Origin of the sequence: Haloarcula ordinaria (assembly GCF_029338275.1) — an archaeon.
Classification (GTDB): Archaea; Halobacteriota; Halobacteria; order Halobacteriales; family Haloarculaceae; genus Haloarcula; species Haloarcula ordinaria.
Genome location: NZ_CP119789.1, coordinates 2,457,081 through 2,470,931, shown reverse-complemented (window position 1 = coordinate 2,470,931; position 13,851 = coordinate 2,457,081). Strand labels below are relative to the sequence as shown.

Annotated in this window: 14 protein-coding genes and 2 pseudogenes; 8 read left to right on the top strand and 8 right to left on the bottom strand. The window is 66.8% G+C overall.

Annotation, left to right across the window (positions count from 1 at the left end; genetic code table 11):
- The first annotated feature begins 22 nt into the window (after positions 1 to 22).
- Together P1L41_RS12990 and P1L41_RS12985 are read left to right on the top strand one after the other, a co-directional pair.
- Positions 23 to 682, top strand: a complete 660-nt coding sequence (locus P1L41_RS12990) for a helix-turn-helix domain-containing protein (RefSeq protein ID WP_276296152.1) — start codon at positions 23 to 25, stop codon at positions 680 to 682.
- 89 nt (positions 683 to 771) lie between these two features.
- A pseudogene (locus tag P1L41_RS12985) lies at positions 772 to 1,224 on the top strand (HhH-GPD family protein); the annotation flags it as partial.
- A 6-nt stretch (positions 1,225 to 1,230) separates the two neighbouring features.
- Here the strand turns inward: P1L41_RS12985 and P1L41_RS12980 are convergent.
- From P1L41_RS12980 to P1L41_RS12970, 3 genes are all read right to left on the bottom strand, one after another.
- Positions 1,231 to 2,421: an MBL fold metallo-hydrolase gene (locus tag P1L41_RS12980; protein ID WP_276296151.1), complete on the bottom strand. Its 1,191-nt coding sequence runs from the start codon at positions 2,419 to 2,421 to the stop codon at positions 1,231 to 1,233.
- Between the two features lie 115 nt (positions 2,422 to 2,536).
- A complete protein-coding gene (locus tag P1L41_RS12975; protein ID WP_276296150.1) occupies positions 2,537 to 3,571 on the bottom strand; it encodes a sulfite exporter TauE/SafE family protein in 1,035 nt (344 codons plus the stop codon).
- A 2-nt stretch (positions 3,572 to 3,573) separates the two neighbouring features.
- Positions 3,574 to 3,720, bottom strand: a complete 147-nt coding sequence (locus P1L41_RS12970; protein WP_276296149.1) for a DUF7512 family protein — start codon at positions 3,718 to 3,720, stop codon at positions 3,574 to 3,576.
- Positions 3,721 to 3,946: 226 nt separating this feature from the next.
- Here P1L41_RS12970 and P1L41_RS12965 point away from each other — a divergent pair, with 226 nt between their 5' ends.
- On the top strand, positions 3,947 to 4,510 hold the full coding sequence (locus P1L41_RS12965) for a nitrous oxide reductase accessory protein NosL (RefSeq protein WP_276296148.1): 564 nt from the start codon (positions 3,947 to 3,949) through the stop codon (positions 4,508 to 4,510).
- A gap of 101 nt (positions 4,511 to 4,611) precedes the next feature.
- On the opposite strand, the gene P1L41_RS12960 is transcribed toward P1L41_RS12965, so the two are convergent.
- The 4 genes from P1L41_RS12960 to P1L41_RS12945 all read right to left on the bottom strand — a co-directional run bounded on the left by P1L41_RS12960 (position 4,612) and on the right by P1L41_RS12945 (position 8,765).
- Entirely contained in the window at positions 4,612 to 5,427 is an 816-nt protein-coding gene (locus P1L41_RS12960; protein WP_276296147.1) for an ABC transporter permease, read from the bottom strand.
- Entirely contained in the window at positions 5,424 to 6,146 is a 723-nt protein-coding gene (locus P1L41_RS12955; RefSeq protein WP_276296146.1) for an ABC transporter ATP-binding protein, read from the bottom strand. Before P1L41_RS12955 ends, P1L41_RS12960 begins: the two co-directional genes overlap by 4 nt.
- Positions 6,143 to 8,071 carry a NosD domain-containing protein gene (locus P1L41_RS12950; RefSeq protein ID WP_276296145.1) on the bottom strand — a complete coding sequence of 643 codons (1,929 nt, stop codon included), beginning with the start codon at positions 8,069 to 8,071 and terminating at the stop codon, positions 6,143 to 6,145. The genes P1L41_RS12955 and P1L41_RS12950 overlap by 4 nt, the downstream gene beginning before the upstream one ends.
- A 91-nt stretch (positions 8,072 to 8,162) precedes the next feature.
- Positions 8,163 to 8,765: a nitrous oxide reductase accessory protein NosL gene (locus P1L41_RS12945; RefSeq protein ID WP_276296144.1), complete on the bottom strand. Its 603-nt coding sequence runs from the start codon at positions 8,763 to 8,765 to the stop codon at positions 8,163 to 8,165.
- Between the two features lie 126 nt (positions 8,766 to 8,891).
- On the opposite strand from P1L41_RS12945, the gene P1L41_RS12940 reads away from it, so the two are divergent.
- From P1L41_RS12940 to P1L41_RS12920, 5 genes and pseudogenes are all read left to right on the top strand, one after another.
- The gene (locus P1L41_RS12940; protein ID WP_276296143.1) at positions 8,892 to 9,470 is read left to right on the top strand and encodes an NADPH-dependent FMN reductase; all 579 of its coding nucleotides are present in this window, start codon (positions 8,892 to 8,894) and stop codon (positions 9,468 to 9,470) included.
- Positions 9,471 to 9,555: 85 nt separating this feature from the next.
- Positions 9,556 to 10,174: pseudogene (locus tag P1L41_RS12935) on the top strand (YIP1 family protein).
- Between the two features lie 38 nt (positions 10,175 to 10,212).
- Positions 10,213 to 10,476: a hypothetical protein gene (locus P1L41_RS12930; protein ID WP_276296142.1), complete on the top strand. Its 264-nt coding sequence runs from the start codon at positions 10,213 to 10,215 to the stop codon at positions 10,474 to 10,476.
- A gap of 76 nt (positions 10,477 to 10,552) precedes the next feature.
- Positions 10,553 to 12,727 carry a DHH family phosphoesterase gene (locus tag P1L41_RS12925; RefSeq protein WP_276296141.1) on the top strand — a complete coding sequence of 725 codons (2,175 nt, stop codon included), beginning with the start codon at positions 10,553 to 10,555 and terminating at the stop codon, positions 12,725 to 12,727.
- A 40-nt stretch (positions 12,728 to 12,767) separates the two neighbouring features.
- Positions 12,768 to 13,256, top strand: coding sequence for a cupin domain-containing protein (locus P1L41_RS12920; RefSeq protein WP_276296140.1), 489 nt, complete (start codon positions 12,768 to 12,770; stop codon positions 13,254 to 13,256).
- A 3-nt stretch (positions 13,257 to 13,259) separates the two neighbouring features.
- On the opposite strand, the gene P1L41_RS12915 is transcribed toward P1L41_RS12920, so the two are convergent.
- Positions 13,260 to 13,793 (bottom strand): metal-dependent hydrolase, encoded by a 534-nt coding sequence (locus P1L41_RS12915; RefSeq protein ID WP_379789167.1) that lies wholly within the window; start codon positions 13,791 to 13,793, stop codon positions 13,260 to 13,262.
- Between the last annotated feature and the right edge of the window lie 58 nt (positions 13,794 to 13,851).

The following is a 13,851-nucleotide window of genomic DNA, read 5'->3' as shown; positions in this document are numbered from 1 at the left end:
TATAAATCGTGTCGTGTAACTTATGAAACACGCTCGCGTGCGTATCACGGCCCACGGGAAGGAGAGCGACATTCACCCGATGTACGGTGTGATGACCGAGGCGTCGTTCGTCGAGCGAGCGACGGCGCTGCAGTGGAACTACACCGGCGATGCGTTGGGAATTCTCCATTACATCGTAGGCGACGCCGACGCACTCGAAACGGCGATGGGAGACATTCCGGAGGTGATCGGCTACGACGTGGCCCGCGTTGATTCTCGGTCCTTCTACGTGTACGTCCGGGACACGACGACTGGTCCACTCCAAGAGATGTTCGCTCCTGTCACGTCGGGTGGAATCCTCGTCGTCCCGCCGGTCAAGTACGAACCGGATGGAACCGTTGTTTTCTCGATGTTTGGCCCTGACGATGAACTTCAGGAGGCATTGAAGAGCGTTCCCTCACCGATTGACGTAACCATCGAAGCTGTAGGCGGCCTCGCAGATACGACGGCTGCTGTCGAGGCCCGGCTCACAGACCGCCAGCGTGAGGTCGTCAAAACGGCAGTTACCAGGGGTTACTACGATATTCCTCGAACTGTCAGTCAGGCGGAGATCGCCGCCGAACTTGACTGCGCACCGAGTACTGTCGCAGAGCACCTCCGTAAAGTCGAATCGCGGATGATGCGAACGCAGTTCCTCCGATAGCTGCAAACAGAAATGTCGCCTTCTACTACAGAACGGATGTCTCCCCCCCTTATTGGCTCCCAGAGAATCGTATAATGGATTTCTCACACTATCGGGCGTTCGGTGCGCCGGACGACGACGCGGCCTTCGAAGCGGCCGCGCCACATCTCATGCCCGACGGCGAGTCCCGGACCTGGAACAACGCCATCATGGAGCTCGGGGGCGTGGCCTGCGGGAAGACGCCGAAGTGTGACCAGGCCGGGTGTCCCTGGCGAGAGTGGTGTCAGGCATACGAGACCGGTGATTTCACCGCCCCCGACGTGCCGACCCAGCCCGAGTTCGAGGGGAGTCGGCGACAGATGCGCGGACGGGTGGTCTCGGTGCTGAAAGAGTACGACGAACTGGCCCTGGACGACCTGGGCCCGCGGGTCCGCGTGGACTACTCGCCCGACGGGGAGTACGGACGGGAGTGGTTACGGGAACTGTGCGACGACCTGGACGCCGACGGACTGGTAGACTTGCTCCAGCGCGACGGCGAGACTGTCGCCCGGCTCAGGGCGTAAGCGAGTTCAGTCGCTCGTCATCGACTCCTGACTGGCGGCGCAGTTGTTCGGCCCGAGTTCGAGCGCGAACGCCTCTTCCTCGTCGGTGTCGCGCTGACCGAGGTTCGTCGCGATGATGTCCTCGTAGTTGGCGGGCCGGGGCGGCATGTCCGCGAGCACCTGCTCGACGAACTCGGACTCCTCGGCGGTCAGCGCCGCCATCGACTCCGTCAGGTCGCCGATGGGTGCCGTGTAGGTCCCGTCGGCGGCTGGTTCGGCGGAATCGCTGAAGTGCGCCCCACCGACGAGGACGTCGTCGTCCAGCGCCAGGACGCGCTCCTGCAGAGACTCATAGAGCTGGCGGGCGGCGTCGGGTGCGCCCTCGTCGCCCTCCTCGAGGTCAGGCCGTGCGACACTCTCGGTGAAGAGGCCGTCGCCGGTGGTGAGGAGGCTGTCGCCGACGAGGTACGAGGTCATACCCGACGTGTGGCCCGGTGTGTAGACGACCTCGACCGTCGCGTCGCCGACAGAGAACGTGTCGCCGTCCTCGGTCGTCAGGAGGTCGTCAGCGTAGGTGACGCCGCGGTCGACTGCGGCCGACGGGATGACGCCTGTCACGCCCGCTTCGTCGAGCGCCCGCACGCCGCTGACGTGGTCGGCGTGGATGTGGGTGTCGAACGCATATGTGAGATCCACGCCCAGGTCGGCCGCGTCCTCGAGGTAGCGGTCGGTGAACGCCTGGAGCGGGTCGATGACTGCCGCTTCCTCGTCGTCGTAGACCATGTAGCCGAGACAGCCGCTCGACGGGCGCTGGTACTGGAGCACGGTGCCCGGTCCATCGTACGCCTCAACCTCGACAGCGTGGTAGACGCTCGCATAGCCGTTCATCCCGTCTTCGAGGTGGACGACGTCGCGGCCCTCCTCCTGGAGCAGACCGGCGACGTACTCGCTGGCGCCACCCTTGGCACAGAGGACCACCAGCGGGTCGCCCTGTGGGACGTCCGTGAGCAGTTCCTCGTCGAGGCCCTCGATGAACTCGAAGTACGGCACGTTAGCTATCTCGACGCCTTCGCCGTCGATGTGCCACTCCTCGAAGTCGCCCGTCGAGCGCGCGTCGAGGATCGTCACGTCCTCGCCGTCCGAGACCATCTGCTCGAGTGCTCGGGGGGCGAGTTCGTCGACCGGTTCGTCTGGGGTTGGGAACGCTTCTGCATCCATGCGTACTCCACTGTTGCAGGGGGATGGTTAAAAGAGTTTTGTATAAATTGCACAATACACCCAAAATAGGTGCGACTAGTCGGGAGTGGTCGCCGGGAAAAAACGTCCGAGACGCTCAGTCGGCGCTTGCTGACCGTGCGGTGCTGGACTCTTCGCGGATAGCGACGATGCTACTGTAGACGACTGCGCCGCTGACCAGCAGGGCCGCGCCGATGATGATGACGAAGCTGACGGTGTTCAGGACCTCGATACCGAGGTAGTTACCCACCTGACGGAGGGCGACGGCGGCAGCCCCCAGCAGGAGCATCACGCCGAAGTACACCTTGATGCCCTCCTCGTCGACGAGCCCGGTCGCGGCCGACCCGAGGCGCGCACCGAAGGCGCTCCCGGCCAGTAGCGGGGCGACGATACTCAGGTCGACACCGCCCGACTGCGCGTAGAGGAACGACCCGATACCACCCGAGAAGACGATCTCGAACAGGTCGGTTCCCACTGCGACGGGCACCGGGACGCCGATGAGGTAGAACAGTGCGGGCATGCGGATGAAGCCGCCACCGACCCCGAGCAGGCCCGAGAGGAGCCCCGTGACGAAGGCGACGGCCAGGACGACCCAAAGCGAGATTTGGACGCCGCCGCGGAGCGACAGCATCGGCGGGATGCGGTACGACTGGATTTTCTTCGCGATTTCGGGGACCTCCGCGTCCTCGTCCTCCTCGACGTCGTGTCCGAGATCGTTCCCACCCGACCCCCTGCTTGAGAGCGCCTCGTAAGTGACGAACGCGCCGATACCGCCCAGCAAGACGACGTACGTGACGCTGATGATGCCGCCGGCCAGACCAAGCTCCTCGAGGAAGAGGACGGTCTCTTTTCCCACCTCGATGCCGGCGGTCGTCCCGATTATCATCGAGATACCAAGTTTGTAGTCGACCTGGCCCAGGTCGCGGTGTTTGAGCGTCGCGATGACGGACGTCCCGAAGACGAACGCCAGCCCGCTCCCGACCGCGACGCGCGTGGGATAGCCCATGACCAACAGCGCCGGGGTTACGAGGAAGGACCCGCCCATCCCGAAAAAGCCGAAGAGGATACCGATGAGCAGACCGAACCCGACGAACAGCGCGATGAGCGCAACGCTCATTCCCAGTAGCTCCATCGTCACCCCTCCAGCATGCTGCGGATTTTCGGTGCGGCCACGCGTTCGATGCCGCCGTATCCGACGTAGAGGAGTGCCGCTTCGACGAGGACGATGCCCACCAGCACGGCCGCCTGCACGTTCCCGCTGAGCTGTTCAACGCCGAACATCGACGTCACCTCGAGTTAATATTGTGCTTCGGTGGATTTTCATTACAATACAGTCTACCCGGTCAAGCGAATATAACTGTTTTGCAGTTGGCGCACAATACTATATCGCGGTAACCAACCCATCACCATGGATACGTTATGGGTTGGATTGGCTGGCAAGTCCGGACGCAGCGTTTTCGACGGATGCACCACGAGGGCTTTCAGCGGGTATCACGTAGGTTCTGGTATGAGCGACCCGTGGCCCAGCGACGTCTCCCGTCGTCAAGTCCTGATGGCCGGGGCCGGCCTCATCGCCTTCGGTGGCTGTCTCGGCGACGGGGACCGCCCGGCACCGATTGCCCTGGACGGCGGCCAGAGCTGCGACCAGTGTGGCATGATAATCGACCAGCATCCGGGCCCGGCCGGGCAGACCTACTATCGCGAGAACAGCCCGCCTGGCCACGACCCGCCAGCGCGGTTCTGCAGCACCATCTGTACGTACCGCCACCGCTTCGCCGCGAGCGACCGGGGCTGGCGGGTCCAGGTCACGTATCTCACTGACTACGCGCTCGTCGACTACGAGGTCCGGTCCGAGGGTGGGTCACAGTTCATCTCCGCCCACCTCGGTGGCGAGGTCTTCGCGCCCGCCGACCAGCTGGAGGTCGTCGTCGGGTCCGACGTCGTGGGGGCGATGGGCCCCGCGCTCGTCCCGTTCAGCGACACCGACGCCGCTGACGACTTCGTCGCGACGCACGGTGGCGAGCGCATCGCTGCCGAGTCTATCTCCCGGGAACTGCTCGAGAGCCTGTGAGGCGGCTCACTCGCGACAGGCCGGCGGTGTTCAGTGGAACCGAGCCGCCCCATCCGATATTGTGTTATTTTTACAATTCCATTCACGGGGGTACCGTGCGCTCACCGATACTCGATCGCGGCTGTCGCCCCGACCAGCGGGAGGACGACCCAGCCGACGAGACTGACCGCTGCGAGTATCGGTGCGACGAAGCCCGACCGACCTTCGAAGGCGACGTACAGCACCGTCTCGAAGACGAGACCGCGATAGGCACTGGTCGGCGAGAGTGCCAGGAGGGTTCGCAATCCTCCCTCGCTCGTTCCGGCGTCGAGCGCACTGAAGAGGGCGACGTCCGTCCCGACGACGACCAGGAGGAGGCCGGCGACACCCAGCAGGATGGCGCTCCGACCGGACCCGGCGACGGCCGAGAGCGCCAGCGCGACGGACAGCGATACCAACGCCAACAGCGCCGTCAGCGTCACGAACCGGACGTAGAGGAACGGTGAGTCGACGCCTCGGTGGCTCGCGAAGACGGTTATCTCCGGGCCGGACGTCGTCGCCACGTGGAGTCCGAGCAGCGCCAGCGGGACGAGCGTCACTGCGAGCAGTGCGATGGCCCTGCCGACGTACACGCCGGCGACGTACGCCCAGGTCGGGAGCGGGTAGGTCTGGAGGACGTCGAGTTCGCCGCGGACCGCGTCGTCGACGATGGCGCGGTAGCCGACGGCGAACGCTACGGTCGGGACGAGCACCTCCACGACGAGCAGGATGTCGACGACGGTCGGGACGTAGCCACCGGCGGGACCGCCTCCAGTCCGGGCGACGCCGAACGCGATGCCGGTCAGTGCGAGGCCGAGGAAGACGTACAGCCGCGTGCGGACGGCGCCGCGGAGTTCACGCCGTACCACTGTCCACAGCCGGTCGCTGGTCCCAGTCATTCGCTGGCCTCCACGCGTGCGCTGACAGTCCCATCTTGGTGGTCGAGGAGCATAGAGAACGTCTCGTGCAGCGGGCCACCGGTCCGTTCGCGGAGTGCTGCCGGCGAGTCCGTCGCGACGACGGTGCCGCGGTCCAGTACGACCACGCGGTCGGCCGTCGACTCGACCAGGGGGAGCTCGTGTGAGCAGAGGACGACGGCCCGACCGTCGGCCGCGATGGAGTCGACCACCTCGAACACGTGTCGGCTCATCTCTGGGTCCAGACCGCTGGCTGGCTCGTCGAGCGCGACGACCGGCGGGTCGCCGGCCAGCGCCTGTGCGATACCCAGTAACCGCGTCATCCCGCCCGACAGCGCCTCGACCCGTCGGTCCGAGACGGCGTCGAGCCCGACGCGCTCGAGGAGTCTGTCCGGGTCGTCGTCGACCAGGTCGGCGTAGAACGCAAGCGTCTCCCGGGCGGTGAAACCAGGGCGGAAGGTCGGCCGCTGGGGCAGATACCCCAGCCGGCGCATCGCAGACGGACCAGTGTACTCGATGCGCCCGCTCGTGGGTGTGTCGAGCCCGACGAGCAGCCGTAGCAGCGTCGTCTTTCCGGACCCGTTGGGGCCGATGAGGGCAGTGGTGGAATCGGCCGGCACCGTGACAGTCACATCAGACAGCGCGGACACCTCGCCGAAGCGGCGCGTGACGCCCTCGGCGGTCAGCGAGGGCTCGGTCACGACGCCTCACCCCCGTACTCGGATTCGTTACGAGCAGCCGTGAGCAGTTCCGGGTTCGCCGGCTCCCTGAGCGGGTCGAGGTCGACGATGCTGGCTTTGCGGAAGCCCGGTGTCGTCCCGCGCAGCGCCCGCACCCCACGGACGCTCGGGGCGGCGCTCAGCGTGACCGCCGCATCCGACCGGTGGAGTCGACCGTCGACGGTGTCCGTCGGCGAGTACGCTCGTTCGAGCGTCCCGTCGCCTCCGGTCAGGTCGTACGCCCCGTGCCAGTAGTTGCCCCGACCGTCGTGGGTGTAGATGCGGAGCGGCCCGGTAGCGGCGGTCGCGTGTCGGTCGTTGGCGACGAAGTCGTTCTCGACGACGCGGTTGGACGGGATGACGTTCTCGGCGACGACCCCGACGTCGTTGTCGTAGAGGACGTTGTGCTCGTACAGCGACTGGATGGCGTTCGTCGAGATACCTCGCCGCGTGTGCGCGACGACGTTCGACCCGACGTAGCTCCGGGACCCGGAGGTGGCGATGCCGCTTCCGGAGTGGCGGATATCGTTGCCCACGATGGCGTTCCCGGTCGGTTCGGTCATGACGACGATGCCCGAGTACAGCTGGCCGCGAGCCCGGTTGTCGGCCAGGAGGGTGTTTGACGTGTACATGAGATGCGTTCCGAACCGGCCGCCACGGAAGGTGTTGTTCCGGACGACCGTCCCGTGGGCCCGGTGGAGGTAGACCCCGTCGCGCCCGCCCCGGAGCGTCGAGTCCTGGACGACCACCGGCGCGTTCATCGCGATGACGCCCATGAAGCCGTCGCGCCACTCGTCGGTCCCATTGACGGTCACGCTGCTCACGACCGTCCCCTCGCTCCGGCGCAGCAGGATGCCGTTCGCCGGTGTCTCGATAGTCACGTCGGTGACGAGCAGCGACGAGGCGTTCACCGCGGCGATGCCGGCGTCGCCCCCGCCGTAACTGTGCAGAATCTTCGTGTCCCACGCCCCGTCGTCGCCGGAGCCGTACCCCTCGGTCGACCGGTTCAGCGTGGCGTTACCCACACCCGAGATAGCGAGCCCGGTCAGCGCCACCCGGTCGGCCCGCACCCGGACGACGGTCCCGTTGCCGGACCCGACCAGGTTCGCGTCCCGTCCGCGGACCGTCACCGGCTTGTCGACGCGGACCTCCTCTCGGTAAGTCCCCGATGGGACGACGACGGTGGTGTTCGGCGGGGCTGCGTCGATGGCCGCCTGGACCGTCGGCGCGTCTCGACCCACGACGACCGACACTGGTCGCTCCAGCGTCGATTCGAGGGCCTCGACACGCTGGTCCGCTCGAGCACGCTGGTCGGTGACACGCTCGCGCACGCCCGTCGCCTGGAGGAGGTCGAACTGCCTGTCACGAAGGCGCTCCCAGCCCTCTGCCTCGCCACCACACCGGTCGACGAACGCAGCGGCGCTCTCGGCCGACCCGAACGGGACTACGACCGGGCCCGACGGGACACGGGCGTCGCTGTCGACGACGAACGTGGCGTCCTGGGCCATCACCCAGCCCGGCTCGCGCGTCGCGGTCAGGGAGCCGTCCTCGAGACAGGTCGGCGTCGCGCGACTGTAGTCGGAGACGTAGACCGCGAGCGGGTAGCCGAACTGCTGTTCCCGCCCGGGTTCGTTCAGCGCAGCGACCGCCTGCCCGACGCCGGCGTACCCGACGACGAAGCGGTACTGCGAGTAGAATATCTCCGCCTTCGGCACCGCGAGCCCGCGGTTCGCCGCCTCCTGTTCGGTCTCCATCGACAGCCCGAGCTCGACGGTGTCCTCGAAGGGCACCGGGTCCGGCGTGGCATCGCTCACGTCGACGGCAAAGGACCCGAGCGCGACGCTCACGATGAGCACGACGGCGGCCGCGAGAGCCACGTCCTCGACGGTGGTGTCTTCGAGCCACATTCACGTCACCCGTCTGGCCGCGCGTGGGTAACGTTCTCGGTTTGCGGGTGCCCCTGGCGACGGTCCGGTCGCGTGCTGCCCCGCCACGATGTCACTCATCCTCGAAGAACCGGGCCCGGTAGCGTTCGGCCAGGTCGCGGTCGAAGGCCTCGATACCGACCACGTCGTCGGTCGTCAGGTAGTCGACGGCCTCGACGTAGGCCACCGCGTCCGACCGGTCGGCGAAAGGCGCGGGATTGAGTCGCATCGGGTCGTCGACGCGGTCGGGGTCGGTCTCGAGGGCGTAGCTGGCGGGCAGCCCGTCGATGGTCTCGCGAGTCTCGAAGTCGGTGACCCAGACGCCACTGACCGGGGCGTCGGTGGCTGCGAACCGGTCCGGGACGGCGTAGTAGGCGAGCAGACACCCGCTCGTGTCGAAGAAAGCCCGCTGGCCGTCGTCGTGAACGACCTGTGCGTTCCAGTCCGGATAGTCCGCGGGGACCATCTGACACACCGGACAGGCCGCGTCGGCCGGAACCGGGGCTGGTTCGTCGAGCGCCGCCGTGGTGGTGCGGTCGCTATCACTCTGCGTGACCGTGTCCGTCGGCGTGGGCTGGTCGCCACCGCCGCCACAACCGGCGAGTCCAGCGGTCAGGCCGCTACCCACGAGTGCGAGCAGTCGCCGTCGGTCGGCGTCGGAGAGACGGTCGTCCATACGACGTCGTAGGCGACTGCCAGTGTTGTACGCTATGGTGCATGCGTCGAAACCAGCCGATGAGGGTGGCTGCCAAGACCCGCCGCCATCGCTGGTCGTTTATCGGTCGCGCACGTCCGGTCGGATATGACCCAACCACACGTCGTCGGCATCGCAGGGAGCCTCAGGAACGCGAGCTACACCCACGTCGGCATCGAACGGGCGCTCGAAGCCGCCGAGTCCGCGGGCGCGACGACCGAACTGCTCGACCTCCGGCACTTCGACCTCCCTGTGTTCGACGCCGACGACCGGGAGGCGGGCGACGCGGTCGAGTTCGCCAGGCGGGTCCGGAGCGCGGATTCCATCCTGCTGGGGACGCCGGTATACCACGGGTCGTTCTCCGCGCCGCTGAAGAACGCGCTCGACTACTGTGGCTTCGACGAGTTCGAGCACAAGACCGTCGGCCTGCTCGCCGTCGCCGGCGGCGGGTTCCCTATCACCGCCCTCGACCACCTCCGGTCGGTCTGCCGGTCCCTGGACTGCTGGGTCATCCCCCACCAGGTGGCCATCCCGCGTGCGCGGAACAGCATCGACGGCGGTCGAATTACCGACGACAGCATCGACGACCGCGTCGGGAAACTCGGCGAGGAGGCCGTCCAGTTCGCGAACATCGAACCGGACCCACCGAGTCTCGAGAGCACCGAGAACGTCGGCGCAGAGGACTAGTCCCGTGTCGGGACTGTCCTGTCGAGCGCGCGTGGGACGCTCCGAGAAGGAAACGGTCAAAGTCGGCCACGCCTAACCGTCGGTCGTGACACAGTGGGTCGAGAATCCGACCGGCGGCCGCGACCGCGGCCCGGTCGCCGTCCTCCGTGCGTGGGCCGAGATACTCGTCCGACCGCGTCGGTTCTTCGCGGCGGGCGTCGCGCCGGGCGATCAGGCACCGGGACTCGTCTTCGCCGCGGCGGTCCTCCTGATCGAGGAGGGCAGCCGGTTCGCGGTCGTCAGGCTCGCCGAGTGGGGCCTGGTCTCGACCGGTCCCTTCGCCTACCCCGCCGTCAGCGAGTTCTCGCCCGGTATCGCGCTCCTGGCGCTGCTCGGCGTCATCATCTTCGTGATGCCTGCGACGGTGCACCTGACGGCCGCGCTCCAGACGCTCCTGCTGGTTCCGGTCGCGGAGAACCGCGGCGGAGTCAGCGAGACGGTCCAGGTGATGTGCTACGCGATGGCGCCCTGCGTCCTCGCGGGGCTCCCGTTCCCCGAGCTTCAGAGTGGTCGTGGCCGCGTGGGGCGCGGCCCTCTACATCGTGGGGACGACGGTCATCCACGATATCAGCCTCGGGAAGGCGCTGGTCGTCGGGGCCGTTCCCGCCGCTATCGTCTTCGGCTACGGGTTCCGGGGATTCCTCGCGCTCTCCGTGCTGGTCTGACGGCGGACTTTTGTACCCGGCGCGCCCCCCCTCCGGTTATGCTGAGTCTGGACATCGACGACTTCATGCTCGAACTGAAAGACGGCGCGTTCAAGAACATCGGCGCGTCGAACAAGCAAGCCACGGTCAAGCTCTACGACGTCGAGGGCGTCGACGTTCGAGCGTTCGGCGACGAGCGCGTGAAGATCGCGTTCGAGGACGAGGATGGGAGCGAGGTCGAGGTCGCGCTGTTCCCGGAACAGGCTCGAGCGGTCGCTGAGGGGCTAGAACTGGTCGAATCCGAGAGCGACCTGTTCGACTGACCGGCCGTTCGAACGCCCACTGACTCTCGCGCGTAATTCGACAACAGTTTTAGGGCCGAACTATTTTCTCCTCCCAATGGGTTCGTGTATCATTTGCGGCAAATCTGTCGACGGAAGCATCTGTGACATCCACGAGGAGGACGCGCTGTTCGAATTCCGCGGGTCCCGACCCGACCAGCTCACGGTCGGTCGGTACTACCGCGGCAGCGTCGACGGCTTCGCCGAGTTCGGCGTCTTCGTCAACATCGGTGACAGCGTCACCGGCCTCCTCCACCGGAGTGAACTGGACCGGCGACTCGACTCCCTCGACTGGGACTCGGGCGACGTCGTCTACGTCCAGGTCAAGAACGTCCGCGACAACGGGAACATCGACCTCGGCTGGTCCATTCGCCAGTCCGAACGCGAGTTCCGTGGCATCCTCGTCGACGACCCCGACATCGGCCACGCGATCGAACTCGAGGCCGAGGACGAGAACGAGGACGCGGACGAGGCGGACACGCAAGCAGATGCTAGCACAGACGACGCCGCACAGGACGACAGTACCGAAGCGGAAGAAGACCAAGAGGCAGAGGACGACTCGACGACTGACCGCTCCGCCGGTGAAGTGAGTCAGGCTGGCGACGCAGACCGCGTCGACGGCGCCGGCGGGTCAGTCGGAGCCACCGAGGAGACTGAGACCACGACGTCGACGGGTGGCGGCGCTGCCGTCGTCGAACAGCAGGACGCGGAATCCGAATCCGCGGCCGAACCGGTCACGGCGGCTATCGGTGACCTCGAATCCCTCGTCGGTGACGACGTCCGGCTCGAGGGCGAGGTCGTCGACATCCGGCAGACGTCGGGACCGACGGTCTTCGAACTCCAGGACACGACGGGTACCGTCGACTGTGCCGCGTTCGTTGAGGCCGGCGTCCGGGCGTACCCCGACGTCGTGGAGGCAGACATGGTCACGCTCGACGGCGAAGTGCGGCGCCGACGCGGCGAGATTCAGGTCGAAACTGCGGACCTGACCGTGCTGGAAGCAGAGGAACGCGACGCGGTCGAACAGCGACTCGCGGATGCCCTGGACGAGGAGGCCCGACCCGAAGCGGTCGAGCCGCTGGCCGAGGACGGGGTCATCGAGCAGCTGAGCGACGAACTCGTCGAGGCGGCGACGCTTGTCCGTCGTGCCGTCCTCACGGACCGACCGGTTATCGTCCGACACGCCAATACCGCCGACGGCTACCTGGCCGGGAGCGCGCTCGAACGCGCGACGCTCCCGCTGGTCACCGAGGAACACCGCCGCGCCGACGCCCAGTACCACTACTTCGACCGCCGCCCGCTCGAGGGCGGCGTCTACGACATGGACGACGCGACCAAGGACGTGACGAACATGCTGGACAACCGCGAGCGACACGACGAGAAGCTCCCGCTGTTCGTGTTCGTCGCTGCGGGCGGCACGCGAGAGAGCCTCGACGGGTTCGACCTGCTCGACGTCTACGGCGCCCCGAGCCTCGTGGTCGACGACATCGCAGTGGACGACGAGGTCATAGACGCCGTCGACGCCGTCGTCTCGCCGTCCGAGTCCGGCGCGGCGACGACCACGGCGACCACCCTGGCCGCAAACGTCGCCGCACACGTCAACGAGACGGTCCGCGACGACCTGCGACACCTCCCGGCCGTGAGCTTCTGGGAGGAGGCACCGGACGCGTACGTCGAACTTGCCGCCGAAGCCGGCTACGACGCCGATGCCGTCACACAGCTCCGTGAGGCCGTCGCGCTCGAGGCGTTCTACCAGTCCTACGAGGACAAGCGCGAGCTCATCACCGACCTCGTCTTCGGCGACGACGAGGACGACATCGGTGGCCTGGCGGGCCACATCGCCGAGCAGTTCCGCGAGAAGGTCGACCAGGAGGTCGCGACCGCTCGCGCGAACCTCGATTACCAGACCGTCGGCGACGCGCGAATCGCGGTCCTCGACACGGACGCCTTCTCGCACCAGTACGAGTTCCCGCCGGAGACGCTCCTCCTGGACGAGCTCCACCGCGACATCCGTGACGAGGGCGACGCGCTGGTCGGCATCTCGACGGACACGCTGTACGTCCGGACGGACGCCGACGTCGACCTCCACGACCTGTCCGACATGGTCGCGGACGAAGCGCCCGAAGGCGGCGTCGCTACCCGGAGCGTCCGCGAGGGTTCGGTCCGGTACCTCGCCGGCGAACGCGGCGCGGTCCTCGACGCGACGCTGAAGGTCCTCTCGGACCGCCTGTAACCCAGCCAGACTTTTTCACCGCTGCGCTCCACTCGGGACCATGAGCAACGGCCCCGTCAACGTCTCGGACCTCGAGTGGACCGACTACGACCACGGCGACCGGCAGTTCCGGCGCAAGCAGCTGGGCGCGGCCGCAGGCGGCGAGGCGCTCGGGACGAGTCTCTACCAGATTCCAGCCGGCAAGCGTACCTGGCCGCCACACAGCCACTTCGCCAACGAGGAGGCTCTCTTCGTCCTCGACGGTGGCGGGACGCTCTTTCTCGGCGAGGACGGCGACGAACACGCGCTCGAATCGGGCGACTACGTGGCGCTGCCGACCGGGACGGAGCACACACACGAAGTCGAGGCCGGGGAGGACGGGCTCCGCGTGCTCGTCGTCTCGGAGATGAACGATCCCGACGTCACGTACATGCCGACGCGAAACGCTCTCAACGTGTTCGCGGGTTCGCCGCCGGGTGGCGAAGCGAGCGAGCGGGACTTCTCGAAACTGCTCGACCTTGACGCCGAAGTCGACTACTGGGACGACTAGCCGTCATCCCCGCCCGCTTGAATTGCTCCGGAGCTGTTCTGCCACGTCCAGTGCCAACCCGTAGCCCAGCGAGACCAGGACCACCACCGAAAACGTCGTCCAGAGCGCGACGTTGATCGAGTTCGGACCGGCCCAGAACGGAATCGCCGGTCTGGTGACCGCCGGCACAAACGGCCACAGGAGGTCCGAAGGGACCGTCGGGTTCGCCGCGAGCAGCGATTCGTGGTTGTCCCCGATCAGGTGGGAGACGTAGGCGACGCCAAAGGCGACTCCAGCTCTGAGCCGGCCGGTTTTCCAGCCGTAGATGGCGACGCCGACAGCGATCGGCACGGCGAACGGGAGCGAGTGCATGAACACCCGACCGGAGGGCAGTACCTGGAGCTGGTGGGCGAGTGGCTTGTCTATCAGGTCCGGGAACTGGCTCCCGACGAACACGACTGCGACCAACCTTCGGTCCGGGAGACTGCCGTCACGAACGGCCACGTACGCGAACACAGGGAGGGCGGCGACGATGAAATGCTCATGCGGGAACACTATGCGTGATGCAACGGTTGACACGAGTATTAGCCTTGGGTGGGGCGGCGACCCGAGTGCA

What these genes read in the sequence shown, in the direction of transcription:
- P1L41_RS12960 (WP_276296147.1), bottom strand. Translation starts at nt 5,427, where the DNA reads ATGACTGGGACCAGCGACCGGCTGTGGACAGTGGTACGGCGTGAACTC.
- P1L41_RS12970 (WP_276296149.1), bottom strand. Translation starts at nt 3,720, where the DNA reads ATGTTCGGCGTTGAACAGCTCAGCGGGAACGTGCAGGCGGCCGTGCTG.
- P1L41_RS12990 (WP_276296152.1), top strand. Translation starts at nt 23, where the DNA reads ATGAAACACGCTCGCGTGCGTATCACGGCCCACGGGAAGGAGAGCGAC.
- P1L41_RS12965 (WP_276296148.1), top strand. Translation starts at nt 3,947, where the DNA reads ATGAGCGACCCGTGGCCCAGCGACGTCTCCCGTCGTCAAGTCCTGATG.
- P1L41_RS12920 (WP_276296140.1), top strand. Translation starts at nt 12,768, where the DNA reads ATGAGCAACGGCCCCGTCAACGTCTCGGACCTCGAGTGGACCGACTAC.
- P1L41_RS12940 (WP_276296143.1), top strand. Translation starts at nt 8,892, where the DNA reads ATGACCCAACCACACGTCGTCGGCATCGCAGGGAGCCTCAGGAACGCG.
- P1L41_RS12980 (WP_276296151.1), bottom strand. Translation starts at nt 2,421, where the DNA reads ATGGATGCAGAAGCGTTCCCAACCCCAGACGAACCGGTCGACGAACTC.
- P1L41_RS12950 (WP_276296145.1), bottom strand. Translation starts at nt 8,071, where the DNA reads ATGTGGCTCGAAGACACCACCGTCGAGGACGTGGCTCTCGCGGCCGCC.
- P1L41_RS12945 (WP_276296144.1), bottom strand. Translation starts at nt 8,765, where the DNA reads ATGGACGACCGTCTCTCCGACGCCGACCGACGGCGACTGCTCGCACTC.
- P1L41_RS12925 (WP_276296141.1), top strand. Translation starts at nt 10,553, where the DNA reads ATGGGTTCGTGTATCATTTGCGGCAAATCTGTCGACGGAAGCATCTGT.
- P1L41_RS12975 (WP_276296150.1), bottom strand. Translation starts at nt 3,571, where the DNA reads ATGGAGCTACTGGGAATGAGCGTTGCGCTCATCGCGCTGTTCGTCGGG.
- P1L41_RS12930 (WP_276296142.1), top strand. Translation starts at nt 10,213, where the DNA reads ATGCTGAGTCTGGACATCGACGACTTCATGCTCGAACTGAAAGACGGC.